The sequence below is a fragment of the Stutzerimonas stutzeri genome (assembly GCF_002909485.1).
In the GTDB taxonomy this organism is placed as follows: Bacteria; Pseudomonadota; Gammaproteobacteria; order Pseudomonadales; family Pseudomonadaceae; genus Stutzerimonas; species Stutzerimonas stutzeri_AH.
The window spans coordinates 610,397-634,635 of record NZ_PPXG01000003.1 but is presented as its reverse complement, the minus strand read 5'-3'; the positions used below and the strand labels follow the sequence as shown (position 1 = coordinate 634,635).

Annotated in this window: 24 protein-coding genes and 1 pseudogene; 8 read left to right on the top strand and 17 right to left on the bottom strand. The window is 60.1% G+C overall.

Annotated features, from left to right (window positions below):
- Positions 1–310: hypothetical protein (locus tag CXK91_RS22805; RefSeq protein ID WP_103456051.1), on the top strand; the 310-nt coding region annotated here is incomplete at its 5' end.
- A gap of 9 nt (positions 311–319) precedes the next feature.
- On the opposite strand, the gene tyrS is transcribed toward CXK91_RS22805, so the two are convergent.
- Positions 320–1,537, bottom strand: a complete 1,218-nt coding sequence (tyrS, locus tag CXK91_RS10380) for a tyrosine--tRNA ligase (protein WP_103456050.1) — start codon at positions 1,535–1,537, stop codon at positions 320–322.
- A 169-nt stretch (positions 1,538–1,706) separates the two neighbouring features.
- On the opposite strand from tyrS, the gene CXK91_RS10375 reads away from it, so the two are divergent.
- Both CXK91_RS10375 and CXK91_RS10370 read left to right on the top strand, forming a co-directional pair.
- Complete coding sequence (locus tag CXK91_RS10375) at positions 1,707–3,119, top strand: peptidoglycan DD-metalloendopeptidase family protein (RefSeq protein ID WP_103456049.1); 1,413 nt, start codon at positions 1,707–1,709, stop codon at positions 3,117–3,119.
- 3 nt (positions 3,120–3,122) lie between these two features.
- On the top strand, positions 3,123–4,214 hold the full coding sequence (locus CXK91_RS10370; protein ID WP_103456048.1) for an anhydro-N-acetylmuramic acid kinase: 1,092 nt from the start codon (positions 3,123–3,125) through the stop codon (positions 4,212–4,214).
- 53 nt (positions 4,215–4,267) lie between these two features.
- Here CXK91_RS10370 and erpA read toward each other — a convergent pair whose 3' ends face one another.
- Both erpA and argC read right to left on the bottom strand, forming a co-directional pair.
- Positions 4,268–4,618 (bottom strand): iron-sulfur cluster insertion protein ErpA, encoded by a 351-nt coding sequence (gene erpA, locus CXK91_RS10365; protein WP_103456047.1) that lies wholly within the window; start codon positions 4,616–4,618, stop codon positions 4,268–4,270.
- A 112-nt stretch (positions 4,619–4,730) separates the two neighbouring features.
- Entirely contained in the window at positions 4,731–5,765 is a 1,035-nt protein-coding gene (gene argC / locus CXK91_RS10360) for an N-acetyl-gamma-glutamyl-phosphate reductase (protein ID WP_103456046.1), read from the bottom strand.
- A gap of 127 nt (positions 5,766–5,892) precedes the next feature.
- On the opposite strand from argC, the gene hemJ reads away from it, so the two are divergent.
- Both hemJ and CXK91_RS10350 read left to right on the top strand, forming a co-directional pair.
- On the top strand, positions 5,893–6,321 hold the full coding sequence (gene hemJ / locus CXK91_RS10355) for a protoporphyrinogen oxidase HemJ (RefSeq protein WP_103456045.1): 429 nt from the start codon (positions 5,893–5,895) through the stop codon (positions 6,319–6,321).
- Between the two features lie 132 nt (positions 6,322–6,453).
- On the top strand, positions 6,454–7,401 hold the full coding sequence (locus CXK91_RS10350) for a DUF805 domain-containing protein (protein ID WP_103456044.1): 948 nt from the start codon (positions 6,454–6,456) through the stop codon (positions 7,399–7,401).
- Between the two features lie 19 nt (positions 7,402–7,420).
- On the opposite strand, the gene CXK91_RS10345 is transcribed toward CXK91_RS10350, so the two are convergent.
- Positions 7,421–8,899, bottom strand: coding sequence for an AAA family ATPase (locus CXK91_RS10345; RefSeq protein ID WP_103456043.1), 1,479 nt, complete (start codon positions 8,897–8,899; stop codon positions 7,421–7,423).
- Between the two features lie 78 nt (positions 8,900–8,977).
- Here CXK91_RS10345 and CXK91_RS10340 point away from each other — a divergent pair.
- Both CXK91_RS10340 and coq7 read left to right on the top strand, forming a co-directional pair.
- Positions 8,978–9,307, top strand: a pseudogene (locus CXK91_RS10340) (HIT domain-containing protein).
- A 68-nt stretch (positions 9,308–9,375) separates the two neighbouring features.
- A complete protein-coding gene (gene coq7, locus CXK91_RS10335) occupies positions 9,376–10,023 on the top strand; it encodes a 2-polyprenyl-3-methyl-6-methoxy-1,4-benzoquinone monooxygenase (RefSeq protein WP_103456042.1) in 648 nt (215 codons plus the stop codon).
- A 60-nt stretch (positions 10,024–10,083) separates the two neighbouring features.
- On the opposite strand, the gene speD is transcribed toward coq7, so the two are convergent.
- Together speD and CXK91_RS10325 are read right to left on the bottom strand one after the other, a co-directional pair.
- Positions 10,084–10,884, bottom strand: a complete 801-nt coding sequence (speD, locus tag CXK91_RS10330; RefSeq protein WP_103456081.1) for an adenosylmethionine decarboxylase — start codon at positions 10,882–10,884, stop codon at positions 10,084–10,086.
- A 229-nt stretch (positions 10,885–11,113) separates the two neighbouring features.
- On the bottom strand, positions 11,114–11,536 hold the full coding sequence (locus CXK91_RS10325; RefSeq protein ID WP_014821655.1) for an OsmC family protein: 423 nt from the start codon (positions 11,534–11,536) through the stop codon (positions 11,114–11,116).
- 213 nt (positions 11,537–11,749) lie between these two features.
- Between CXK91_RS10325 and crp the strand changes: the two genes are divergently transcribed.
- A complete protein-coding gene (gene crp, locus CXK91_RS10320; protein ID WP_058063705.1) occupies positions 11,750–12,394 on the top strand; it encodes a cAMP-activated global transcriptional regulator CRP in 645 nt (214 codons plus the stop codon).
- Positions 12,395–12,439: 45 nt separating this feature from the next.
- Here crp and trpC read toward each other — a convergent pair whose 3' ends face one another.
- The 11 genes from trpC to CXK91_RS10265 form a co-directional block, all read right to left on the bottom strand.
- Positions 12,440–13,282 carry an indole-3-glycerol phosphate synthase TrpC gene (gene trpC, locus CXK91_RS10315; RefSeq protein WP_103456041.1) on the bottom strand — a complete coding sequence of 281 codons (843 nt, stop codon included), beginning with the start codon at positions 13,280–13,282 and terminating at the stop codon, positions 12,440–12,442.
- Entirely contained in the window at positions 13,279–14,325 is a 1,047-nt protein-coding gene (gene trpD / locus CXK91_RS10310; RefSeq protein WP_103456040.1) for an anthranilate phosphoribosyltransferase, read from the bottom strand. Before trpD ends, trpC begins: the two co-directional genes overlap by 4 nt.
- The gene (locus CXK91_RS10305) at positions 14,325–14,918 is read right to left on the bottom strand and encodes an aminodeoxychorismate/anthranilate synthase component II (RefSeq protein WP_103456039.1); all 594 of its coding nucleotides are present in this window, start codon (positions 14,916–14,918) and stop codon (positions 14,325–14,327) included. Before CXK91_RS10305 ends, trpD begins: the two co-directional genes overlap by 1 nt.
- Positions 14,919–14,920: 2 nt before the next feature.
- Positions 14,921–16,405: an anthranilate synthase component I gene (gene trpE, locus CXK91_RS10300; RefSeq protein WP_103456038.1), complete on the bottom strand. Its 1,485-nt coding sequence runs from the start codon at positions 16,403–16,405 to the stop codon at positions 14,921–14,923.
- Between the two features lie 179 nt (positions 16,406–16,584).
- Positions 16,585–17,286, bottom strand: a complete 702-nt coding sequence (locus CXK91_RS10295; protein ID WP_103456037.1) for a phosphoglycolate phosphatase — start codon at positions 17,284–17,286, stop codon at positions 16,585–16,587.
- The gene (gene rpe / locus CXK91_RS10290; RefSeq protein WP_103456036.1) at positions 17,283–17,957 is read right to left on the bottom strand and encodes a ribulose-phosphate 3-epimerase; all 675 of its coding nucleotides are present in this window, start codon (positions 17,955–17,957) and stop codon (positions 17,283–17,285) included. The genes CXK91_RS10295 and rpe overlap by 4 nt, the downstream gene beginning before the upstream one ends.
- Before the next feature lie 104 nt (positions 17,958–18,061).
- Positions 18,062–19,342 carry a 4-aminobutyrate--2-oxoglutarate transaminase gene (gene gabT, locus CXK91_RS10285; protein WP_103456035.1) on the bottom strand — a complete coding sequence of 427 codons (1,281 nt, stop codon included), beginning with the start codon at positions 19,340–19,342 and terminating at the stop codon, positions 18,062–18,064.
- Between the two features lie 157 nt (positions 19,343–19,499).
- Positions 19,500–20,966, bottom strand: coding sequence for an NADP-dependent succinate-semialdehyde dehydrogenase (gene gabD / locus CXK91_RS10280; protein ID WP_103456034.1), 1,467 nt, complete (start codon positions 20,964–20,966; stop codon positions 19,500–19,502).
- A gap of 12 nt (positions 20,967–20,978) precedes the next feature.
- The gene (locus CXK91_RS10275) at positions 20,979–21,806 is read right to left on the bottom strand and encodes an ABC transporter permease (RefSeq protein ID WP_103456033.1); all 828 of its coding nucleotides are present in this window, start codon (positions 21,804–21,806) and stop codon (positions 20,979–20,981) included.
- A 63-nt stretch (positions 21,807–21,869) separates the two neighbouring features.
- On the bottom strand, positions 21,870–23,123 hold the full coding sequence (locus CXK91_RS10270; RefSeq protein WP_103456032.1) for an ABC transporter permease: 1,254 nt from the start codon (positions 23,121–23,123) through the stop codon (positions 21,870–21,872).
- Positions 23,124–23,186: 63 nt separating this feature from the next.
- Entirely contained in the window at positions 23,187–24,218 is a 1,032-nt protein-coding gene (locus CXK91_RS10265; RefSeq protein WP_103456031.1) for an ABC transporter substrate-binding protein, read from the bottom strand.
- Positions 24,219–24,239: the final 21 nt, after the last annotated feature.

The window sequence follows — 24,239 nt, the reverse complement described above, 5'->3', positions numbered from 1 at the left end:
GTTACCTGTCAAGCTGTTTTTGAAGAAGTTTTTCTTTCTTCTCAACCGCTTGCGCTTCAGATCAACTTGCGTCTCTCATCAGCGGGAGGCGAATCATACAGCGTTCAAAACCGCTGTCAACCACCTCTTTCAACCGCTTCCGATCAACCTGACCGAAGCCACCAGCAACGCTAAACCACCGCCCTGCCAGCCCGGCGCATTCTACTCGAATCCGCCACCAGTGCAACCCTTTTATTTCGCTAACCTTTTGATTTACAAGAGGTTTTGCTTAAGGACTGCGCCGGAAGTGGTGCGCATTATAGGGGCCTGAAAACTACCGTCAACCGTTTATTTCAGTTTTATCCGACTTTAACGAAATGCGCGCGAAGGACTTCTTGCCCGCCTGGCAAACATGGACGGAACCAAGCTTAAACACAAAGGCACGATCAACAACCTGCCCATCGACACGCACCCCACCCGACCCCAAAAGATCGCGGGCCACAGCAGCATTCTTAACAAGCGCCGCCTTATTAAGCACGGAGGCGATCGGCATATCCTGATCAGACAGAAGCTCGACTTCAGGCAGGTCGTCGGGAAGCTCCCCTTCTTTCATTCTATTGCCCGCTGAGCGATGCGCCGCAGCTGCGGCGTCTTCGCCATGAAAGCGAGCGACGATCTCCTCAGCGAGCTTGATCTTTATATCGCGTGGATTAGCGCCCCGCTCGACGTCGGCACGAAGCTCAGCTATCTCCTCCCCCGAGCGAAAGCTAAGAAGCTCGAAATACCGCCACATAAGTGCGTCAGGGATCGACACGAGCTTGCTGTACATCACGCCGGGCAGCTCTTGGATCCCAACATAGTTCCCGAGCGACTTGGACATCTTCTTGACGCCATCGAGCCCCTCCAGCAAAGGCATGGTCACCACACACTGCGACGCCTGCCCATAAGCGCGCTGCAACTCTCGCCCCATAAGAAGATTAAACTTCTGATCGGTCCCACCCAGCTCGATGTCTGCCCGCAGAGCAACCGAGTCATAGCCCTGGACCAGCGGATAGAGAAACTCATGAATGGCGATTGGCTGATTGGTGGAGTAGCGCTTACTGAAGTCGTCGCGCTCAAGCATGCGCGCAACGGTGTACTGCGAGGCTAAACGGATGAAATCGGCCGGGGTCAGCTTGTCCATCCAGGAGGAGTTGAATGCCACTTCAGTTTTCGCCGGATCCAATATCTTGAACACCTGAGCCTTGTAGGTTTCGGCGTTCTCAAGAACCTGATCCCGCGTTAGCGGTGGCCTCGTAGTGCTTTTGCCACTTGGATCACCAATCATTCCCGTGAAATCCCCTATAAGGAAGATCACTTGGTGCCCCAGCTCCTGCAGCTGGCGCATCTTATTGATGAGCACTGTATGCCCGAGATGAAGGTCGGGAGCAGTGGGATCGAACCCAGCCTTGATTCGCAGAGGCTCGCCCCGCTCTAGCTTGGCGACAAGCTCCGACTCGACGAGCACCTCATCAGCGCCCCGTTTGATCATCGACAGCTGCTCTTCAACCGACTTCATGGCAAGCCCCGTACCATTATCAAAGGGCGACAACCTTACAAGATCGCAGGCCGATTACAAGCCACTCGCTTGCACCGACCGGCAGTTGGGCCGACACAAGGGTTGCCTCCCGGGTGCTTTGCTTATATTTTAGACAGTTATATCCCGCGCAAAAAACGTCAGAAGCCTAATGATGCCATCCAAATCAAAAGCCCCGAACTACCCCAAGAGCCATCTTCTGGCTGCCAGTGGTGTAGCTGCGCTGCTGAGCCTGGCTCTGCTCGTATTTCCGTCACGCGAAGTGGAAGCCAAGAAGACCTTCATTGACCTGAAACTCGAATCCTCTTCGGGACAGATCTTCAGCGAGCCCGACAGCAACGAGCAAAGCTCAGCGGACTCCCCTTTTGCGTATACCTCGGCCTTAGACGTTGCTGCGGAAGTCGAAAGACAGGCTCCCGAAGACGAAGCCATCACTCAAGTGTCACCAGCCGAAACGAATGCTCTGGCAAAGTCAGTCGTTGTATCCAATGGAGATACTCTATCGACGATATTTGCCAAAGTCGGGCTGCCCTCGTCTGTCATGCACGCAGTGCTGTCGAGCAGCCAGGATGCTAAGCAGTTTTCTCGCTTGAAGATTGGTCAAACGCTCGATTTCCAGTTGACCGAGGATGGGGGACTGGCGAGCCTGCGTAGCAAGCTCAACAATCTGGAAACGTTGGCACTGGAAAGAACTGCCGATGGTTTTGCCTTCAAGAAAGAGCAGATCAAACCAGAGGTCAGTTCCGTCTATGCGCGTGGTGAGATCGATAGCAGTCTGTTCTTGGCTGCCAAGCGCGCCGGACTAAATCACAATTTGACGATGGATCTGGCCAACGTGTTTGGTTATGACATCGATTTCGCCCTCGACATACGCAAGGGCGACAGTTTCGAAGTCATCTATGAAGAAAAGACCGTAGAAGGCAAGCACGTCGGTACCGGGAATATTCTCGCTGCACGCTTCACCAATCGAGGAAAAACATATTCTGCGGTTCGCTACACCAACAAAGACGGAGTGACCAGTTACTACAACGCCGATGGCACCAGCATGCGTAAAGCGTTTATTCGCACCCCCGTAGATTTCGCCAGAATTAGCTCCAAATTCTCAAACGGTCGTAAGCATCCGATTCTGAACAAGATTCGCGCCCATAAAGGCGTTGACTACGCTGCTCCACACGGCACTCCGATAAAGAGCGCCGGTGACGGCAAGGTTGTGCTCGCCGGCCGAAAAGGGGGCTACGGCAACACAGTAGTTATCCAGCATGGTCAGCGATACCGCACTCTCTACGCCCATATGCAAGGTTTCGCCAAGGGCGTGCGCAACGGCTCTACGGTCAAGCAGGGCCAAATCATTGGCTATATCGGTACCACAGGGCTGTCGACCGGGCCGCACTTGCACTACGAGTTCCAGGTTGACGGTGTGCACGTCGACCCTCTGGGATTAAAGCTGCCAATGGCCGATCCTATTGCTCAGAATGAAAAACCACGCTTCATGCAGTTAAGTCAGCCGCTGATGGCTCGCATGGATGAAGAGAAGGCCACTATGCTGGCCCTCAATCAACAATAGCCCATGTCGCTCTATCTGGGAGTGATGTCGGGTACCAGCCTAGACGGGCTCGACATCGCTCTCGTCGAACAAGGTTCAGATACGCGCCTGATCGCCACCCGTTTCCAGGCAATGCCCGCCGAACTTCGGCAAGAGCTGCTGACGCTGTGCTCCTCTGGAGATGACGAGCTGGCACGCGCAGCCATAGCCGAACAGCACTGGGCGAGATTAGCCGCCGAAACCATCAATCAGCTTCTTGGCGAACTGCAGCTGCCTCCGCAATCGATACGCGCCATCGGTAGCCATGGGCAAACAGTGCGTCATGAGCCCCATCTCGGCTTCACCATTCAGATTGGCAACCCTGCCCTGCTGGCAGAGCTGACCGACATTACTGTCGTCAGCGACTTTCGCCGCCGCGATGTTGCGGCCGGCGGACAAGGCGCGCCGCTAGTGCCTGCCTTTCACGAATCCATGTTTGCAAGCAGCCAGCGGATTCGTGCCGTTCTAAATATCGGCGGTTTCAGCAATCTCAGCCTTCTAACACCCGGCAACCCAAGCCATGGTTTCGACTGCGGCCCCGGCAACGTCCTGATGGATGCGTGGATTCAGCGCCACAGGAGCCTGGCGTTCGACCGTAATGGTGATTGGGCCGCCAGCGGCGTCGTGGACCAGGATCTTCTTGCAGCAATGCTCAACGAAGATTTCTTCACCACCCGAGGGCCGAAAAGCACCGGGCGCGAACTCTTTAATCTAGGATGGCTGGACACGCATCTCGTCAAACACAACCATCTTCGACCGGAAAGTGTTCAGGCAACGTTGCTTGAGCTGACCGCCATAAGCATTGCCGACTCGCTCATGGCCGCCCAACCGGGGACGCAAGACCTATTCGTCTGCGGCGGCGGAGCGCACAACTCAACCCTGATGCAGCGATTGCAGACATTGCTCCCATCCTGCCAGGTTGACACCACAGACTGTGAGGGGGTGCCTGCGGACTGGGTGGAGGCGATGGCGTTCGCCTGGCTGGCACACTGCTGCTTGGAGCGCATACCCGCGAACCGTCCAACCGTGACAGGAGCGCGCGGCAGCCGCGTTCTTGGCGCCATCTACCCTGCTTGACAGCTCAAACGAAAAGGCCGTGCATCGCACGGCCTGTTTAAACTCATGAAGCGTCAGATGGAAAACGACTGTCCACAGCCGCAAGTTGTCGTGGCATTTGGATTCTTGATCACGAAACGGGAACCTTCCAGCCCCTCCTGATAGTCGACTTCCGCACCAGCCAGATACTGATAGCTCATGGGGTCAACCACGAGGCTCACACCCTCTCGCTCGATAATCGTATCGTCGTCGGCTGTATCCTCATCGAAAGTGAAGCCGTACTGGAAACCCGAGCATCCGCCGCCCGTGACGAACACCCGCAACTTCAAGCGCGGATTACCTTCCTCATCGACAAGGCTCTTCACCTTACTCGCAGCCCCCTGACTGAACTGGATGGCGGTGGGCGTGAAGGATTCGACACTCATTGGGTTCTCCTGGCGTGAAACGCCCTACTGCATTGACGGCGCATTATCGGCTTTCCTGACAAAACCGGTCAACTATTCGACCAGTTGCGGTTTACAACATCGAAGCGCCCCGTTAAGGCAGCAGCGCGACATTGCCAAGCCCTAGCCGTTCGTCGAGGTCAAACAGGATATTCATATTCTGGATGGCCTGCCCAGATGCACCTTTCACCAGGTTGTCGATCACCGACAATACGACGACCAGATCCCCACCCTGGGGGCGGTGCACAGCAATGCGACAGACGTTGGCACCGCGAACGCTGCGCGTCTCCGGATGACTACCTGCCGGCATTACGTCGACAAAAGGTTCATCGGCATAGCGCTGCTCATAGACGCGTTGCAGATCCACGGAGGTGTCAGTGACTGTCGCGTACAACGTGGCATGAATGCCCCGGATCATTGGGGTTAGATGCGGTACAAAGGTCAACCCAACATCACCCTGGGCAGCTCGGCGCAGCCCCTGGCGAATCTCGGGCAGATGGCGATGTCCCTTGACCGCGTAAGCCATCATGCTTTCGCCAGCCTCGGTAAACAATGAGCCGATTTTCGCCGCACGCCCAGCGCCGCTGACACCGGACTTACAGTCCGCAATCAAACGTGACGCATCGGCCAGCCCGTTTTCGAGCAAGGGTAGAAAGCCCAGCTGAGTGGCAGTGGGGTAGCAGCCTGGAACGGCAATCAGGCGAGCCGTTCTGATCTGTTCGCGATTGACCTCAGGCAAACCATAGACCGCCTCAGGAAGCAATTCGGGCGCGCCGTGGGCCTGGCCATACCACTTCGCCCATTCATCAGCATCCTGCAGACGAAAATCGGCGGACAGGTCAATCACCCGAGTGCCAGCTGCCAGAAGCTCCCCCGCGAGCGCATGAGCGACACCGTGGGGTGTAGCAAAGAACACCACGTCGCACCCGCCTAGCGTCGCTGCGTCCGGGACGCTGAATGCAAGATCGTCGTAGTGACCACGCAGGTTCGGGTACATGTCGATCACTTTCACACCATCTTCAGAGCGGGAGGTGATCACGGCGACCTCGGCCTGTGGATGCTGAGCAAGCAGACGTAACAACTCGACGCCCGTATAGCCTGTGCCACCAACGATACCGACCTTGATCATGACGTACCCTCAACTAAAAACGTAAAGCGCGATGATAAGGCTGCTTTGGCCCCGGGCCAACCGGCGGGATGACGGAGCCGACCCCAGCCACTACTATCGACGTATTCGCCCTGCAAGGATTCAATCGATGCTCTACCTCTGGCTCAAAGCGCTACACATCATCGCGGTCGTCTGCTGGTTCGCTGGCCTCTTCTATCTCCCCCGCCTATTCGTCTACCACGCGATGAGCGAAGACCAGCCCAGTCGTGAGCGCTTCAAAGTCATGGAACGCAAGTTATACCGGGGCATCATGCTCCCATCGATGATTGCCACGCTGGTGTTCGGGTTATGGATGCTCATGCTCACCCCCGGATTGTTCGGCATGGGCGGCTGGCTCCATGCCAAGCTGGCGCTAGTGCTTTTGCTTGTCGGTTACCATCACGTATGTGGCGCACAGATGAAACGCTTTGCCCGAGACGAAAACAGCCGCGGGCACGTTTTCTATCGCTGGTTCAATGAGATCCCGGTGATCTTTCTAATAGCCATCGTAATTCTCGTGGTGGTCAAGCCATTCTGAGACCACTGACGCTTACCAGCAGGGCCAAGCAGCAATGTGTTATCTAGCTCGGAGTCTTGGGTAAACCTTGTTGTTTCGGCCAAGTAGGCCCTCTAATCTGCAGCCACCATTCAGTCGTGACATGGACGCCACATGCAAGAAGCCCAATTCAAGATCGTCTTCAATGGCGAACTGATGCCCGAAGTGCCACTTGAGGTTGCCAAGTCAAACCTGGCAACGCTGTTCAAGACGGACCTAAGCAAGGTCGAACGTCTGTTCAGCGGCCAGGTAGCCATCATCAAAAGCAACCTCAGCAACGATGAAGCCGACAGGTATCTTGGCGCATTGCACCGGGCCGGTGCCAAGGCGTCCAAAGAACCTGAGCGCCTCACTCCCGAATTGAGCCTCATGGAGACCGAAGAGGAGCTGGCAGCGCAGGCCGTTCAGTCCTCGGCATCCATGACCTGCCCCAAATGCGGTCATACTCAAAGCCAGTCCAGCGAATGTGCGGCATGCGGCATCATTATCGAGAAGTACCTGGCGCGTCAGGCACAGGCACATGACTCAAAGCCCCAAGGCAAAGCTATCCCCGCCTCCCCCTATGCGCCGCCTTCTGCAGATGTAGGCGAGACAATGCCCCTGCACGGCGAGCTCAAGCCTTTCTCCGTCACGGGACGAATTGGCCGACTGCGCTATCTCGCCTGGTCGCTGGTCATCATGGCTGCAACAGCGGGACTATTTGGTGTCGCCGCAGTCATCATGGCGGTTTCCAGCACCGCCGGCCTAATCTGCATGGGTCTGATCGGGATCGGCATGCTGGTAGTCAGCGTGCAGATCGGCATCCAGCGACTGCACGACTTCGGCTGGTCCGGCTGGCTGATCCTGCTGAATCTGGTGCCATTCCTCGGCAGCTTATTCCCGTTCGTGATGTTGTTGATGCCAGGGAACCGCGAGGTCAACCGCTACGGTTCGCCACCACCACCTAACAGCCGATCGGTAAAGGTGCTTGCTGCGCTGTGGCTAGTATTAATCGTCTCTGGCCTGGTAGCGGCGTTGACCGTCCCCGCGCTAGTGGATCTGCGTCACGGGACCGGCCTATAACAGCCGCGTTGGCCACGGCTCAATCGGCTTGCACCGTACGGCCCTGAGCCCACTCGCGCAGAGCGGCCAGCCGCTCTGCCATAACCACCGACAACGGCGATGTCGCACGGATGCAATCCAGCAACATCGGCTGATCGACCTGTTGCTGTCGGGCCTGGCCTGCATAGACGGCGCTCACCACGACCTGCTCGATCTCGGCACCAGAGAAGCCGTCACTAGCCTCGGCCAGTGCCGTCAGACCCAAGTTTTCAGGCCGCAGCTCGCGGCGAGCGAGATGAATACGGAATATCTCCGCTCGCGTTGCAATATCCGGCAGGTCAACGAAGAACAGCTCGTCGAAGCGACCCTTTCGCAACAGCTCGGGCGGTAAACGATCAACCGCATTCGCAGTGGCAACCATGAACACCGGCGCTTTGCGCTCCGCCATCCAGGTCAGCAGCGTTCCCAGCACTCGCTGACTGACGCCGCCGTCCATATCACCTGTCGCCAAGCCTTTTTCGATCTCATCCATCCATAACACACAAGGCGCCATTTGTTCGGCCAACGTTAGCGCATCGCGAAGATTGCGCTCTGTTTCGCCAAAGTACTTGTTGTACAAGCAGGCAAAATCCAGGCGCAACAATGGCAAACCCCATAACCCGGCTACCGCCTTGGCGGCGAGGCTCTTGCCTCCCCCTTGAACGCCTACCAGCATCACGCCCCGCGGCAAATCATCACCCTGGCCGCTCAGGAAAGCGGCCTGTCTCTCCGCCAGCCAGCGTTTGAAATTCGCCAACCCTCCCACCTCAGCGAAACGAGCAGTCTCGTACTCGAAACCCAATACACCGTCGAGATCCAGCAGCTGAAACTTGCTTCGATTGAGCTCGGGAAGATCTTCCTGGGTGATGGCTCCATCATCACAAATAACATTGCGTGCCAGCGCCCGCGCCTCAGCACGGCTCAGGCCACGCAGGTTTTTCACCACCTGTTGCAGGGTCCGATTATCGGTACGCACCCGAGCCCCGCGATTACGCTCGCTCCAGCGGGTAGCTTCCTCACGAACGATGGCAAGCAACTCCTCCTCAGCCGGAAGCGACAGACTGAACCGAGCGGCGTACCGTTGCACCTCAGGCGGCAGCTTGAGCGCATGCGATACCATTACGAGAGTTGGCGCTGCAGGCGCTTCGCTCATTGCGATGTCCTTGAGCAACCGCACCAACTTAGGTTCTTCGAGAAACGGGTGGAGGTCACAGAAGACATACAGACTTGCACGGGGGTCATGCTTCACCAGTTTAAGCGCCGCCTCCGGTGCACAGCTTTCTTCACCGCCCTGCAGATCCCCGCCAAACGACAAATGGCGCAGCCCTTCAGTGGCAGACCATACGTAAAAGCCCACCCCCTGCCGCACAGCAAGCCCGGTAAGCGTCTCGAGCACTCTGCGTTCATCCCATGACTCGACCAGCACCAACTTGACCCGCGACTCCAGGACCAAGCCCAGATCATGTATATCGTTCTTCATTTAACCTCCCTGTACGGAGTCACCCAGGCATAAATGCCCTGATACACTGCGTGGCCGACGCTCTTCTTGAGAACGGTCATAGATTGTCTTTTCGGCAAGATCGTGGACGGGGAAGGTTCCCGCGCGCAAGCTTTACGAAGATAATCAGCTTATCGCCTTCCGGGACATCGCTGCCCAGGCCCCGGTACACTTTCTGGTCATTCAAAAAAACATTGCCACGTTGCATGACCTGACTGAGGAACACGACAAGGCCCTGGCTCGGCTTCACCTCGCAGCGCCTGGCCGAGAGCGGGGCTGTCAGGCCGATCTCCACGCGGTGATGAACTGCAACGACCTTGGCGAGCAGACGTGTATCTCATCCATATGCACGAACTTGGTCAGCGCCAGATGCATCGGCCCCCAAACTAATAGCGAAGCGCTTCCAAATTTTGCGGCACTATCGATTTGCAGCGGTTTCATTTTGTACCGGAGGACATATGCCCAGCCAACGCCACTACTCCCCAGCTGACCGCTTGCTGATGCAAGCCGATGCAGCCTTGCGGACACTGCTGCCCTTCAGCGGCCAGCCGACTCGCCCGTCGCCGGCGTTACTGAAGAACGAAACCGAGCTCAGCGAGAGTGAAACCCGGCATGTGGCAGGGCTGATGCGTATCAACCACACAGGAGAAGTCTGTGCTCAAGCCCTGTATCAGGGGCAAGCGCTGACAGCTCGACTGCCTCAGATTCGCCAGGCGATGGAGCACGCGGCGGACGAGGAGATTGATCACCTGGCCTGGTGCGAACAACGCATTCGTCAGCTCGGTAGCCATACCAGCGTGCTCAATCCATTGTTTTACGGGCTGTCGTTCGGTATCGGCGCATCAGCCGGCCTGATCAGCGATCGCATCAGCCTGGGCTTCGTCGCCGCAACAGAGGACCAGGTCTGCAAGCATCTGGACGAGCATCTGGACCAGATCCCCGCGGGCGATGAAAAGTCACGCGCCATTCTTGAGCAGATGCGAGTGGACGAAGAGCACCACTCCACCGCAGCCATCGAGGCCGGGGGCTTGCGATTCCCAGCACCAGTGAAGTTCGGCATGAGCCTGGTCTCAAAGGTCATGACAAAGGCGACTTATCGCATTTGATCGGCTGACAGTCAGTAAAAGGGCGTCTAAGCGCCCTCTTTACTGGAGCTGGGCCGAATACTATGAATGACGCGGCATATTGCGGGCATAGAAAATTTCCAGCATCTCGTGACGTAGCCGTTCCTCCACCTGCTTGCGCTGTTCCGGCGAAAGACTGCTGGTCGCGTCGCCGAACAGATAGTTTTCCAGTTCGAAATCCTTGAGCAGCATCTTGGTGTGGAACAGATTCTCCTGGTACACGTTAACGTCGGTCATCTGATAGGCCGAACGCGTGTCATCGGATAAATAATTCTGGATCGAATTGATTTCGTGATCGATGAAGTGCTTCCTGCCTTCGACGTCGCGCGTGAAGCCGCGTACTCGATAGTCCACGGTGACGATATCCGAATCAAACTGGTGGATTAGATAGTTGAGCGCCTTCAGTGGAGAAATCACGCCGCAAGTCGAAACATCGATATCGACGCGAAACGTGGCGATGCCATCCACCGGATGAATTTCCGGATAGGTATGCACGGTGATGTGGCTCTTGTCGAGATGAGCAACAATAGCGTCCGGCAAAGGGCCTGGAGATTCCTCGATCTGGCTTTCGGTAGGGGTCACCGGCTGCTCGGAGATCAGGATGGTCACGCTGGCACCTTGCGGCTCGTAATCTTGACGGGCGATATTCAGAATATTTGCACCAATGATGTCGACAACATCGGTCAGAATCTGGGTAAGCCGCTCAGCATCGTACTCTTCATCGATGTACTGGACGTAAGCCTGCTGATCTTCAGAAGTCTCGGCATAACAGATATCGTAGATATTGAAGCTCAAGGTCTTGGTCAGGTTGTTGAACCCATGGAGCTTGAGTTTGCTTTTCAGCATTGGAAACACTCTCTTGGTGCGGTCTTACCGCATGATTGAGCATGCCCGTCAGATAGCAAAGCATCTGCGTAGGACGGCAAACACCTCTTCGCACCGGCAACTGCGGCTTTTGCGGTAAACGAAATGGCCCCGATTAAATCGGGGCGCTTTATGCAGAGTGGCGAGCATCGATACCAGAGGCTGGAGTTTCCAGATAAGGACACTGCCGCTCGACGCCAGCTCGCGATCAGTCCAGTTCGACAATCTCGTAAGCATGGCTGATCTCGACGCCGGCGCGACCAAGCATGATTGAGGCCGAGCAGTACTTCTCTGCCGAAAGCTCGACCGCGCGCTTGACCTGGGCCTCCTTCAGCGAGCGACCCTTGACGACAAAACGCAGATGAATCTTGGTAAACACCTTTGGGTCCTCGGATGCACGGTCGGCCTCAACGAAGACTTCGCAACTATCCACCGCCTGCCGCGACTTTTTCAGGATGCTCACTACATCGAAGTTACTGCAACCACCCAAGCCAAGCAGCAGCATCTCCATGGGGCGTACGCCGAGGTTACGTCCGCCGTTCTCGGGTGGGCCATCCATTACGACGACATGCCCACTGCCGGACTCGCCAAGGAACATCGCACCGTCGACCCATTGAATGCGCGCTTTCATCGCCAAACTCCAGTAAAAACAGGGCGGGTAGCTTAGCATGGGCCTTTAAATCGACAGCGTCACATACGCGACTAAAGGTGCGTTGACCCACACGTTTCGCCTGTCGCAACTTTACAACTGCTCCGCCTTGGTCTGTTAAGCTCACGAAAGCTGAATGACAGCCACATATAACAATAATCAGTCTTTATTGAATACTTATCCGGGACCCACAGCATGGTAGCTATCACTCTTACGCCCAAGATAAAGAATATCGACAAGTTGCTCGCGCATTGCCATAGACGGCGATACACGGCGAAGAGCACGATCATTTACGCAGGCGACCGTTGCGAGTCGCTTTTTTTCATCGTCAAAGGCTCGGTCACCATTCTTATCGAGGATGACGATGGCCGCGAAATGATCATCGCCTACCTGAACGCAGGCGACTTTTTCGGAGAGATGGGCCTTTTCGAAAAGGAAGGAACGGAAAAGGAACGCAGCGCCTGGGTTCGCGCAAAGACCGAATGCGAAGTGGCCGAGCTCAGCTACGCGAAATTCCGCGAACTGACCCAGCAAGACCCGGACATTCTCTATGCACTTGGCAGCCAGATGGCCGAGCGGCTGCGCAACACCACACGCAAGGTCGGCGACCTGGCCTTCCTCGACGTTACCGGTCGAGTGGCTCGCACCCTGCTGGATCTGTGCAAGCAGCCCGACGCCATGACGCACCCGGATGGCATGCAGATCAAGATCACTCGTCAGGAAATCGGCCGTATTGTCGGCTGCTCCCGCGAAATGGTCGGCCGGGTACTCAAGAGCCTCGAAGCCCAAGGCCTGGTCTTTGTCAAAGGCAAGACCATGGTGGTGTTCGGCACTCGCTGATACTTCAGACCGCTACCTGCCGGTGCACCACGCACGGGCAGGCGGTCACTCCGGATCGGCAGCGACAGGGGCCGCACGGCCGCGCGAACGATCAGGGTAGAACAGGCGCTGCAGCTCTACGCCAGGTTGCTCGGCGCGCATGAACGCCTCGCCCACCAGGAACGCATATACCTGGTTGATCTCCATCAGCTCGACATCGGCACGGTTCAGAATTCCGCTCTCGGTAACGACAAGACGATCCTTCGGAATCTGCGGCAGCAAATCCAGCGTAGTCTCCAGGTTGACTTCGAAGGTATGCAGATTGCGGTTGTTGATGCCGACCAAAGGCGTTTCCAGGCGCAATGCACGCTCCAGCTCGGCTGCGTCGTGCACTTCCACCAGAACATCCATCCCCTGCTCCTTGGCTATCGCCGCCAGCTCGTGCATGCGCGCATCGTCCAGTGCAGCGACGATCAGCAAAATGCAATCGGCGCCAAGCGCTCGCGCCTCGACCACCTGATACGGGTCGATCATGAAATCCTTGCGGATCACCGGTAGCGAGCAAGCCGCACGCGCCTGCTGCAGGTATGCGTCAGCGCCCTGAAAGAAATCAATGTCGGTCAGCACCGAAAGGCAAGCTGCGCCGCCCGCCTCGTAGCTGGCGGCAATTTCGGCGGGCAGGAACGGGTCACGGATGACGCCCTTACTGGGCGAAGCCTTCTTTACCTCGGCGATGACAGCCGGCTCCTTGCTGCGCACACGCTGCTCCAGCGCGGCGGCAAAACCGCGTACCGGATCAGCCACTGCTGCACGCTGCTCAAGCTCGCCCAGCGTGACCTGGCGACTGCGCTGGGCAACCTCCTCGATCTTGCGTGCAATGATTTTTTCCAGCACGGTCGGCACACTCATCTCTGGTTCTCCTGCTTGAACACTGCGGTAAAGGAAACCAGTTCCTCCAGCTTGTCACGCGCCAGCCCCGTGCTCAGCGCATCATGAGCCATCTCCACGCCTTGCTTAAGGCTGCTCGCCAGGTCGGCTGCATAGAGTGCAGCGCCGGCGTTGAGGACGATCATGTCGGCGGCTTTCTGGCCGTTCTCGCTCTGCCGGCGTCCCAGCGCATCACGAATCAAGGTCAGAGAGCCCTGTGCGTCCTCCACATTCAGGCCAATCAAACTCTGGCTCTTGATGCCGAAGTCCTCCGGCTGAATGCTGTACTCACTGATTTCGCCATCCTTCAGCTCAGCGACATGGGTCGGCGCCGCCAAGCTGATCTCGTCCAAGCCATCCTGTGCATGGACGACCAGCACATGCTTGCTGCCAAGACGCGACAGCACTTCGGCCATCGGCCGGCACAGCGCTTTGCTGAACACCCCAACCACCTGATGGCGTACGCCAGCCGGGTTGGCCATGGGGCCCAGAATGTTGAACAGCGTACGCAGGCCGAGTTCGCGCCGCGGCCCGGCTGCGTATTTCATGGCGCCATGATGAGCCGGGGCGAACATGAAGCCGACGCCGACCGTATCGACACTGCGCGCCACCTGTTCGGGCGTCAGGTCGAGAAAGACTCCTGCCGCCTCGAGCAGATCGGCGCTGCCGCTCTTGCCCGACACCGCGCGGTTACCGTGCTTGGCGACCTTGCCGCCAGCCGCCGCAACGACGAACGAGGCTGCGGTGGACACATTGAAGATGTTCATTCCGTCGCCACCGGTGCCACAGGTGTCGACCAGCTTGTCGGTATCGAAACGCACCGGGGCGGCCAGCTCGCGCATCACCTGCACGGCGCCAACGATCTCGTCGATGGTTTCGCTCTTCATGCGCATGCCCATGAGGAACGCGCCAATCTGCGCATCGGTGCACTGCCCGGTCATGATCTGGCGCATCACCGCCTGCATTTCTTCGGTGCTCAGATCGAGCTGCCCGACGATGCGGTTGAGGGCTTCCTTGATATCCATCAGCGCATGCCTCCGGTCTGCTTCAGAAAATTCGCGAACAGCTCGTGGCCCTGTTCGGTAAGGATCGATTCGGGGTGGAACTGCACGCCCTCGATGTTCAGCGTCTTGTGTCGCAGCCCCATGATCTCGTCCACCGAACCGTCAGCGAACTGAGTCCAGGCGGTGATCTCCAGGCAATCGGGTAGCGTTTCGCGCTTGACCACCAGCGAGTGGTAACGGGTGACGGTCAGCGGGTTATTGAGCCCGGCGAACACACCCTGATCATGGTGAAACACCGGACTGGTCTTGCCGTGCATGGCCTGACGGGCGCGCACCACATCGCCACCGAAGGCCTGACCGATGCTCTGGTGACCAAGGCAGACGCCGAGAATGGGCAACTTGCCGGCGAAATGACGAATCAGCTCCAGCGACACACCGGCCTCGTTCGGCGTGCACGGGCCGGGCGAGACGACGATGCGCTCCGGATTCAGCGCTTCGATTTCGGCCACGCTCAGTTCGTCGTTGCGCACCACCTGGACGTCGGCACCAAGCTCGCCGAGGTACTGCACGACGTTGTAGGTAAAGGAATCGTAGTTATCCAGCATCAACAGCATGATCAGTTCTCCTGCTGGTCGCGTTCGGCCAGGGCCACCGCGCGGAACATGGCGCGGCGCTTGTTCAGCGTCTCCTCCCATTCGAGCGCCGGCTGCGAGTCGGCAACGATGCCGGCACCGGCCTGCACGTGCAGCTCGCCGTCCTTGATTACAGCGGTACGGATGGCGATGGCGGTATCCATGTTGCCGTTCCAGGCCAGATAGCCCACGGCGCCGCCGTAGACACCACGCTTGACCGGCTCGAGTTCGTCGATGATTTCCATGGCGCGAATCTTCGGTGCACCGGATAGCGTGCCGGCCGGCAGGATCGCGCGCAGCGCGTCCATCGCCGTCAACGGTGCCTTGAGCTGACCGGTGACGTTGGAGACGATGTGCATGACATTCGAATAGCGCTCGATGACCATCTTCTCGGTTAGGCGCACGGTACCGGTCTCGGCGACGCGCCCGACATCATTGCGGCCCAGGTCGATCAGCATCAGGTGTTCGGCAAGCTCCTTGGCATCGCTGAGCAGGTCCTGCTCCAGCGCCAGATCAGCTTCCTCGTTCGCACCGCGCGGACGCGTGCCGGCGATCGGACGAACCGTGACCAGAGCCTCCTCAACCCGCACCAGCACTTCCGGCGACGACCCCACCACATGGAAGTCGCCGAAATTGAAGAAGTACATATAGGGCGTCGGGTTGAAGCAGCGCAGCGCGCGGTACAGATCGATCGGCGCAGCCTTGAACGGGATCGACATGCGCTGGGAAATCACCACCTGCATGCAGTCGCCGGCGAGGATGTAGTCCTTGATGCGGTTGACCGCCTGCTCGTAATCCTCGCGGCTGAAGCTGGAGCGGAAGGTCGGTTCGGCGCCGTTGCTCTTTTCGAAATCCAGGCCCAGGCGCGGCGTGATCGACTGGCGCAGCTTCGCCCGCAGCGCCTGCAAGCGAGCCTGGCCCGCCTCGTAGGCGTCCGGCTGCGACGGGTCGACCAGCACGATGCAGTGCAGCTTGCCGGCCAGGTTGTCGAACACCACCACGGCGTCGGAAACCATCAGCAGGATATCCGGTGTGCCCAGCGGATCCGGGTTGGGGCAATTGCCCAGTTTGCGCTCGACATAGCGCACGCTGTCGTAGCCGAAATAGCCGACCAGCCCGCCATTGAAGCGCGGCAGGCCTTCGACCGGCGCGACGCGGTAGCGCTGCTGGAAGGATTCGACGAAGGCCAGCGGATCCTCGACCTCACAGGCCTCGGTCTCGATGCCATCGGTGGTCACGCTGATGCGGTAGTCCCGCACGCGCAGCACGGTGCGACACGGCAGGCCGATGATCGAATAGCGCCCCCACTTCTCGCCGCCCTGAACGGATTCAAGCAGATAGGAGTTCGGCGCATCGGCCAGTTTCAGGTATAGCGACAACGGGGTGTCGAAGTCGGCAAGGGTTTCGAACGACAGGGGGATGCGGTTATGGCCTTCGGCGGCCAAACGCAGGAATTCTTCGCGGGTCATGTCAGCCTCGTGGTCTGAGGAGGGTTCGATCGAACAACAGCAAACGCGCCGGCCTGGCCGGCAGGGAAAGTCAGGCGCGCCAGCGCCAACGGGCCAGGGCCTTGATGACTTTCATCCATTGTCTGCGGGTGAGCACCACGAGCTGATCTCTTCGGTGGGTCAAAAAGAGTCCGGCCACACTAGCGCAGCCCCAGAGCCGAAGCAACCAGCTCGCGCAGGTCGTCGAGCACCAGCGCTGGCTGCTCATCGGCTATGGGCTCGCCATGGTTGTAGCCGTAGGTAAGCGCGACACAGCGTACTGTCGCGGCCTTGGCAGCCCGTACGTCGTTGCGCGAGTCACCAACGAATAGCGATTCGCCGGGCGCAACGCCCGCATTGTCCATCACCCAGAACAACGCCGCCGGATCGGGCTTCTGCTGCGGCAAGGTATCGCCGCCGACCAGCCAATCGAAGTAACCGGTCAGCCCCTTCTCCTCCAGCAGCGGTTCGATGAACTGCGCCGGTTTGTTGGTGATGATCGCCAGCTTCACCTCGCGCTCGCGCAGCCAGTCCAGGCATTCACGAACGCCCGGATAGACAGTGGTCAGCTCGTGGCCGCCGGAGTATGCCTGCATGAACAGCGCCAGCGCCTCGTCGGCCAACTCGTCGCTTACACCTTCATGCTCCAGCCCACCGGCCAATGCGCGGCGCACCAGCACGCGCGAGCCGTTGCCGACCCAGTCGCGCACCCGGGCAATGCCGGCAGGCTCGCGGCCGAGCAGCATCAGCATCTTGTCCACCGCCGCGGCCAGGTCCGGCACCGAATCCATCAGGGTGCCGTCCAGGTCGAACATCACCAGCCGTGGCAATTTGCCGTCGAACAGTTGCTCCAGGCGGGTCATGGGCGCGCCAGCGCCAGCTCGGCGCGCATCTGGTCGATCACGGCTTTGTAATCCGGCTGGTTGAAGATCGCCGAGCCGGCAACGAAAGTATCGGCGCCCGCCGTAGCGATTTCGCGGATGTTCTTCGGATTCACACCGCCATCGATCTCCAGGCGAATCTCGCGGCCACTGGCATCGATCAGCGCACGCGCTTCGCGCAGCTTGTCGAGGGTGTTGGGAATGAACTTCTGTCCGCCGAAGCCCGGGTTGACGCTCATCAGCAAGACCATGTCGACCTTGTCCATGACGTACTTGAGCACGTCCAGCGGCGTGGCCGGGTTGAACACCAGGCCGGCCTTGGCGCCGCCGTCCTTGATCAGCTGCAGCGAGCGATCGATGTGCTTGGAGGCTTCCGGGTGAAAGGTGATGTAGCTGGCACCGGCTTCGAGGAAGTCGCCAATCATACGATCCACCGGCTCGACCATCAGGTGTACGTCGATGGGCGCGGTCACGCCGTGCTTGCGCAGGGCCGAGCAGACCATCGGGCCGATGGTGAGGTTGGGCACGTAGTGGTTGTCCATCACGTCGAAATGGACGATGTCGGCGCCGGCGGCCAGCACGTTGTCCACTTCCTCGCCCAGGCGGGCGAAATTGGCGGAAAGAATCGAAGGAGCGATGGCGAACGGCTGCATGACGACCTCGGGTAGCACGGCAAGATGCCGCGCATTGTACCCGAGGGGTCAGGGTTGCGGCGCGCCTGACATCCATTGCGGATGCCGGCGAGCCCGCCGTTGGATCAGGTCAGCTCATCGAAGCACTCACCGATGATGGCCAGGCCACGGTCGAGCAGTTCGTCTTCGGCAGTCAGAGGCACCAATACCCTCAGCACGTTGTAGTAGGTGCCACAGGACAGCAGGATCAGTCCCTTGTCCCGCGCACGGGCAACGATCTGCGAGGTAAGGGCGGCAGCCGGTCGCGCATGATCACCGTCTTCGAATAGCTCGATGGCGATCATCGCGCCGAGCCCGCGCACCTCGCCGATCTCCTTGTGCTTGGCCTGGATTGCCTTGAGGCCGGTGGTGAGCCTCTCCGCCACGGCCTTGCAGCGGTCGAGCAGTTGCTCTTCCTCGAAGACTTCCAGTACCGCCAGGGCGGCTGCGCAGGACAGCGGATTGCCTGCGTAGGTACCGCCCAGCCCGCCGGGGGCGATGGCATCCATTATCTCGGCCTTGCCGCAGACACCGGCAATCGGGAAACCACCGCCGACCGACTTGGCGAAGGTGGTCAGGTCGGCGACCACACCCATCTGTTCCATCGCGAAGAAGGTGCCGGTACGCCCGGCGCCGGTCTGCACTTCGTCGGCGATCAGCAGGATGCCGTGTTCGTCGCACAGTGCGCGCAGGCGAGCCATGAAGTCCTTCGGTGCGACGTTGAAGCCGCCCTCGCCCTGCACCGGCTCGATGATGATCGCCGCGATGTCGCGTGGCTCGGCGTCGTTCTTGAAGATGCGCTCGATGCTGGCGATCGAGTCATCGACGCTGACGCCATGAATGGCGCAGGGGTACAGCGCACGGAAGATACCGCCGGGCATCAGGCCCATGCCGGCCGAGTACGGTGCCACCTTGCCGGTCAGCCCGAGGGTCATCATGGTGCGGCCGTGATAGGCGCCGGTGAAGGCGATCACGCCGGCACGCCCGGTGGCGGCGCGGGCAATCTTCACCGCGTTTTCCACCGCCTCGGAGCCGGTGGTGACCAGCAGGGTCTTCTTGGCGAAATCACCCGGCACCCGCGCGTTGATCTTCTCGCACAGCTCGACATAGGGCTCGTAGGCCAGCACCTGGAAGCAGGTATGCGTGAGCTTATGCAGTTGGTCTTCCACTGCCTTGATGATCTTCGGGTGCAGGTGGCCAGTATTCAGCACGGCGATGCCACCGGCGAAATCGATGAACTCGCGGCCTTCGACGTCGACTACGCTGCTGTTCCTGGCGTGGTCGGCAAAGATTGGATGGATCTGACCGACGCCACGGGGGACGGCGGCGACACGGCGTTGCATCAGGGATTCATTGGTCTTGCTCATAAGCTCCTCGGTAGCCGCTCATCGTCGGCACGGGTCGGAAAGAACGCCAGGAAGCGGGCGCGGCAGCATACGATGATCGACTGCCGCGCCATCCAGAGCGTTCGGATTACAGTAAAACTCCGTGCATTATTTTGCACGCCTGATTTGGACCGCTTGGTCAGATGCCGCCCAGGCACAGGTATTTGATTTCCACGTATTCATCCAGGCCGTACTTCGAGCCTTCACGGCCGAGGCCTGATGCTTTCATCCCGCCGAACGGCGCCACCTCGGTAGAGATCACTCCGGTGTTGATGCCGACCATGCCGTACTCCAGCGCCTCGGCGACACGGAACACCCGGCTCAGGTCGCGGGCGTAGAAATAGGCGGCGAGGCCGAACTCGGTGTCGTTGGCCTGGCGAATCACCTCGGCCTCGTCGCTGAAGCGGAAAAGCGGCGCCAGCGGACCGAAGGTTTCTTCTCGCGCCACGGCCATCTCGGACGTGACGCCGCCCACCAGCGTCGGCTCGAAGAAGTTGCCGCCCAGCGCATGGGGTTTGCCGCCGGCCAGCAGGGTGGCACCCTTGTCGAGGGCGTCCTGCAGATGGCGCTGGACCTTAGCTACGGCCGCGGCATCGATCAGCGGACCGGTGGTGACGCCCTCCTCCGCACCGTTGCCGACCTTCAGCCGCGCCACCGCAGCGGCAAGCTTGGCGACGAAGGCGTCGTAAATGCCGTCCTGCACGTAGATGCGGTTGGCACACACGCAGGTCTGCCCGGCGTTGCGATACTTGGAGATCATCGCGCCTTCCACCGCCGCATCCAGATCGGCGTCGTCGAAGACGATAAAGGGTGCGTTGCCGCCCAGCTCCAGCGAGAGCTTCTTCAGCGTCGGTGCGCACTGCTGCATCAGCTTGATGCCGACCGCGGTCGAGCCGGTGAACGAGAGCTTGCGCACGATTGGGTTTTCGCAGAGCTCGGCGCCCACCTCGCGGGACGTAGCGGCATCGGCGGTGATCACGCTGAACAGCCCCGCCGGGATGCCCGCACGCTCAGCCAGCGCGGCCAGCGCCAGTGCGGAGAACGGTGTCTGTGGCGCTGGCTTGAGCACCATGGCGCAGCCGGCGGCCAGCGCCGGGCCGGCCTTGCGGGTGATCATGGCGCTGGGAAAATTCCACGGAGTGATCGCCGCGGTGACGCCGACCGGCTCCTTCTGCACCAGGATGCGCTTGTCGCCGGCGTGGGCGGGAATCACATCGCCATACAGGCGCTTGCCCTCTTCGGCGAACCACTCGAGGAAGGATGCGGCGTAGGCCACCTCGCCCCGCGCCTCGGCCAGCGGCTTGCCCTGTTCGGCGGTCATGATGCGGGCCAGGTCTTCCTGGTTCTCCAGCATCAGCTCGTACCAGCGCCGCAGGCGCGCGGCGCGCTCCTTGGCAGTCAGCGCGCGCCAGGCTGGTTGTGCCGCCTGGGCGGCTTCGATGGCCCGGCGGGTTTCGCTGCGGCCCATGTTTGGCACGGCGCCGATCAGCTCACCGGTGGCCGGGTTGAAGATCTCCGTGCGCGCGCCACTGTCGGCCTCGCACCACTCACCGTTGAGATAGGCGGTTTGGCGCAACAGATCGGGTTGCCCAAGTTGCAGAGTCATGTGCGTATTCCGTCAGGCAGGTTGTTGAGTGCGCAGCTTCTCGGCGCGGCCACGCAGCCACTCCAGGGTCAGCAGCAGCGCAATGGAGAAGCCGATCAGCAGCGTCGCCGCGGCGGCGATGGTCGGGCTGAGGTTTTCGCGGATGCCGCTGAACATTTGCCGCGGCAGGGTGATCTGCTCCGGGCCGGCGAGGAACAGCGTCACCACCACTTCATCGAACGAGGTGGCGAAGGCGAACAGCGCGCCGGAAATCACCCCCGGCGCGATCAGCGGCAGGGTCACGCGGAAAAATGCCGTCAGCGGTGAGGCGCCGAGGCTGGCCGCGGCGCGCACCAGGTTGTAGTTGAAGCCCTGCAGCGTCGCCGACACCGTGATGATCACGAAGGGCACACCGAGCACCGCGTGCACGAGAATCAGCGACAGGTAGCTGTTGCCCATACCCAGCGGCGCGAAGAACAAATAGCTGGCGACGCCGATGATCACCACTGGCACCACCATCGGCGAGATCAGCACCGTCATCAGCATCGCCTTGCCGCGAAATTCCGCTCGGGTCAGGCCGACCGCCGCCAGGGTGCCGAGCACCACGGCGAGAAAGGTCGCGGCGGGCGCGATGAGCATGCTGTTCTTCAGCGAGCGCATCCAGTCTGCCGAGGTGAACAACGCCTCGTACCAGCGCAGCGAGAAGCCCTGCAGCGGATAGACCAGGAACGAGCCGGAGTTGAACGACAGCGGCACGATGACCAGCACCGGCACGATCAGAAACAGCAGCACCAGCGCGCAGAGGATGCGCAGCGCGTAGTACCAGGCCCGTTCGACGGGCGACATATAGGGGCTCAGCATGAAAGGTTCTCCTGCCCGGCATGAAGACTCTGAAAAGGCGGCCGCGCCGCGACGTGCGTCATCTCAACCCAGCCGCAGGCGACTGGCACCGACCAGCCAGCTGTAGATGACGTACAGCAGCATGGTGGCGAGCAGCAGCAGACCGCCCAGCGCCGTGGCCATGCCCCAGTTGATGGTGGTGTTGGTGTAGAAGGCGACGAAGTAGCTGACCATCTGGTCGTTCGGGCTGCCGAGCAGCGCCGGGGTGATGTAGTAGCCGATGGAGATGATGAACACCAACAGGCAGCCGGCACCGACACCGGCCAGCGTCTGCGGAAAGTACACCCGCCAGAAGCTGGCGAACGGATGACAGCCCAGCGACACCGCGGCGCGCATGTAGCTCGGCGAGATGTTCTTCATCACGCTGTAGATCGGCAGGATCATGAACGGCAGCAGGATGTGCACCATGGCGATGTACACGCCGGTGCGGTTGAACACCAGCTGCAGCGGCTCGTCGATCAGGCCCATCTTCAGCAACGCACCATTAATGAGGCCGCCAGACTGCAGCAGCACGATCCAAGCCGCCACACGCACCAGAATCGAGGTCCAGAACGGCAGCAGCACCAGGATCATCAGCAGGTTGCTCTGCCGCGCCGGCAGGTTGGCCAGGAGATACGCCAGCGGATAAGCCAGCAGCAGGCAGATCGAGGTGATCACCAGGCCCATCCAGAACGTGCGGGCAAAGATGTCCAGATACACCGCCTGGTCCGGGGAGACCTTGGCCAGCTCGCCCAGCTCGTCGATGCGGTGATCGAGCGCCGCCAGCAGGTAGTAGCCGGTCACCGCACTGTCGTTGCGCTGGATCACCTGCCAGAACGCCGGATCGCCCCAACGCTCGTCGAGCGCCTCCAGCGCCTCCTGATAGGACGCCGGTGTCTCGCGAAACGGCATCGCCCGCGCAGTCTTGGTCAGCAGGCTGCGATAGCCCGCGAGCTCCATATTCAACCGTTTGGACAGATCGCCCAGGGTTTGCTCGCGGCGCGCCTGATAGAGGTCCTCGGCCAACGCCTGGTAGGCGTGCTCCGCCGGCAGCCCGCGACCATCCCATTCGGCCAGCGCCGCCAGCGTGCGTGGCAGCGTGTTCACCACCTCGGGATTCTCGACGCTGCGCCAGAGTAGCGAGGCAATAGGCACCAGAAAGGTCAGCAGAACGAACAGCAGCAATGGCAGGATCAGCGCCTGCGACTTGAGCTTGTTCACCCGCTCGGCCCGTGCCAGTCGCTGTTTCAGATTGGGCTCGGCGATCTCGTTCGCCGGCAGGGATATTGCTGTGGCCATGAAGACTCCGCGATTCGTTCCGATAGCTGGGACCGGCCCCGCCAATGCGGCGGGGCGCTCAGGTCAGCGTGCTGCCCAGGCGTTGAAGCGCTGTTCGAGCTGCTCGCCGTAGTCAGCCCAGAAGGTCACATCCATCGCCACCTGATCGGCGATGTTTTCCGGTGCGGTGGGCATCTGCGTCAGGCGCTTTTCATCCAGCAGCGGCACGGCCTGGGTGTTCGCCGGACCGTAGGCGATGTTCTCGGCATAGAGCTTCTGCTGCTGCGGCTCGACGGTGAAGGCGATGAACTTGCGCGCCTGCTCCTGGCTCTTCGCGCCCTTGGGAATAGCCCAGGAATCGAAGTCATAGATGCCGCCACTCCAGACGATCTGCAGATTGCTCTCGTTCTGCACGGCGGCGATGCGGCCGTTGTAGGCGCTGCTCATCACCACGTCGCCGGAAGCGAGAAACTGCGGCGGCTGCGCGCCGGCTTCCCACCACTGGATGTTCGGCTTAAGCTGATCGAGCTTTCTGAAGGCGCGGTTCTGTCCGTCCTTGGTCGCCAGAACCTTGTAGACGTCCTTGACCGGCACACCGTCGGCCATTAGTGCGAACTCAAGGGTGTACTTGGCGCCCTTGCGCAGGCCGCGCTTGCCGGGAAATTTCTCGGTATCCCAGAAATCCGCCCAGTTCGCCGGCGCGCTCTTGAGCTTGTCGGCGTTGTAGGCCAGCACCGTCGACCAGACGAAGAAACCCACGCCGCAGGGCTGGATCGCGCCTTCGACGAAGTCGTCCGGATTGCCGACGATGGCCGGGTCAAGCTCCTCGAACAGCCCCTCGTCGCAGCCGCGGGACAGCTCCGGCGACTCTACTTCCACCAGATTCCACGACACGCTGTTGGTGTCGACCATCGCCTTGACCTTGGCCATTTCGCCGTTGTACTCGCCGGCGATGATCCGGCCGTGCCCGGCCGATTCCCAGGGCTGATAGAAAGCCTTGACCTGGGCCTGCTTGTTGGCGCCGCCGAAGCTCACCGCGGTGAGGCTGTTGGCAGTGGCTTGACCGGCACAGACAAGACCGAGCGCCAGCGCGGACAGTTTCAGGTAGTTGCTCATACCAGTTCGCTCCTTGATGCA

Coding starts and splice junctions, on each gene's coding strand:
- tyrS (WP_103456050.1), bottom strand. CDS start 1,537: ATGAAGTCGGTTGAAGAGCAGCTGTCGATGATCAAACGGGGCGCTGAT.
- CXK91_RS10375 (WP_103456049.1), top strand. CDS start 1,707: ATGATGCCATCCAAATCAAAAGCCCCGAACTACCCCAAGAGCCATCTT.
- CXK91_RS10370 (WP_103456048.1), top strand. CDS start 3,123: ATGTCGCTCTATCTGGGAGTGATGTCGGGTACCAGCCTAGACGGGCTC.
- erpA (WP_103456047.1), bottom strand. CDS start 4,618: ATGAGTGTCGAATCCTTCACGCCCACCGCCATCCAGTTCAGTCAGGGG.
- argC (WP_103456046.1), bottom strand. CDS start 5,765: ATGATCAAGGTCGGTATCGTTGGTGGCACAGGCTATACGGGCGTCGAG.
- hemJ (WP_103456045.1), top strand. CDS start 5,893: ATGCTCTACCTCTGGCTCAAAGCGCTACACATCATCGCGGTCGTCTGC.
- CXK91_RS10350 (WP_103456044.1), top strand. CDS start 6,454: ATGCAAGAAGCCCAATTCAAGATCGTCTTCAATGGCGAACTGATGCCC.
- CXK91_RS10345 (WP_103456043.1), bottom strand. CDS start 8,899: ATGAAGAACGATATACATGATCTGGGCTTGGTCCTGGAGTCGCGGGTC.
- coq7 (WP_103456042.1), top strand. CDS start 9,376: ATGCCCAGCCAACGCCACTACTCCCCAGCTGACCGCTTGCTGATGCAA.
- CXK91_RS10325 (WP_014821655.1), bottom strand. CDS start 11,536: ATGAAAGCGCGCATTCAATGGGTCGACGGTGCGATGTTCCTTGGCGAG.
- crp (WP_058063705.1), top strand. CDS start 11,750: ATGGTAGCTATCACTCTTACGCCCAAGATAAAGAATATCGACAAGTTG.
- trpC (WP_103456041.1), bottom strand. CDS start 13,282: ATGAGTGTGCCGACCGTGCTGGAAAAAATCATTGCACGCAAGATCGAG.
- trpD (WP_103456040.1), bottom strand. CDS start 14,325: ATGGATATCAAGGAAGCCCTCAACCGCATCGTCGGGCAGCTCGATCTG.
- CXK91_RS10305 (WP_103456039.1), bottom strand. CDS start 14,918: ATGCTGTTGATGCTGGATAACTACGATTCCTTTACCTACAACGTCGTG.
- trpE (WP_103456038.1), bottom strand. CDS start 16,405: ATGACCCGCGAAGAATTCCTGCGTTTGGCCGCCGAAGGCCATAACCGC.
- CXK91_RS10295 (WP_103456037.1), bottom strand. CDS start 17,286: ATGACCCGCCTGGAGCAACTGTTCGACGGCAAATTGCCACGGCTGGTG.
- rpe (WP_103456036.1), bottom strand. CDS start 17,957: ATGCAGCCGTTCGCCATCGCTCCTTCGATTCTTTCCGCCAATTTCGCC.
- gabT (WP_103456035.1), bottom strand. CDS start 19,342: ATGAGCAAGACCAATGAATCCCTGATGCAACGCCGTGTCGCCGCCGTC.
- gabD (WP_103456034.1), bottom strand. CDS start 20,966: ATGACTCTGCAACTTGGGCAACCCGATCTGTTGCGCCAAACCGCCTAT.
- CXK91_RS10275 (WP_103456033.1), bottom strand. CDS start 21,806: ATGCTGAGCCCCTATATGTCGCCCGTCGAACGGGCCTGGTACTACGCG.
- CXK91_RS10270 (WP_103456032.1), bottom strand. CDS start 23,123: ATGGCCACAGCAATATCCCTGCCGGCGAACGAGATCGCCGAGCCCAAT.
- CXK91_RS10265 (WP_103456031.1), bottom strand. CDS start 24,218: ATGAGCAACTACCTGAAACTGTCCGCGCTGGCGCTCGGTCTTGTCTGT.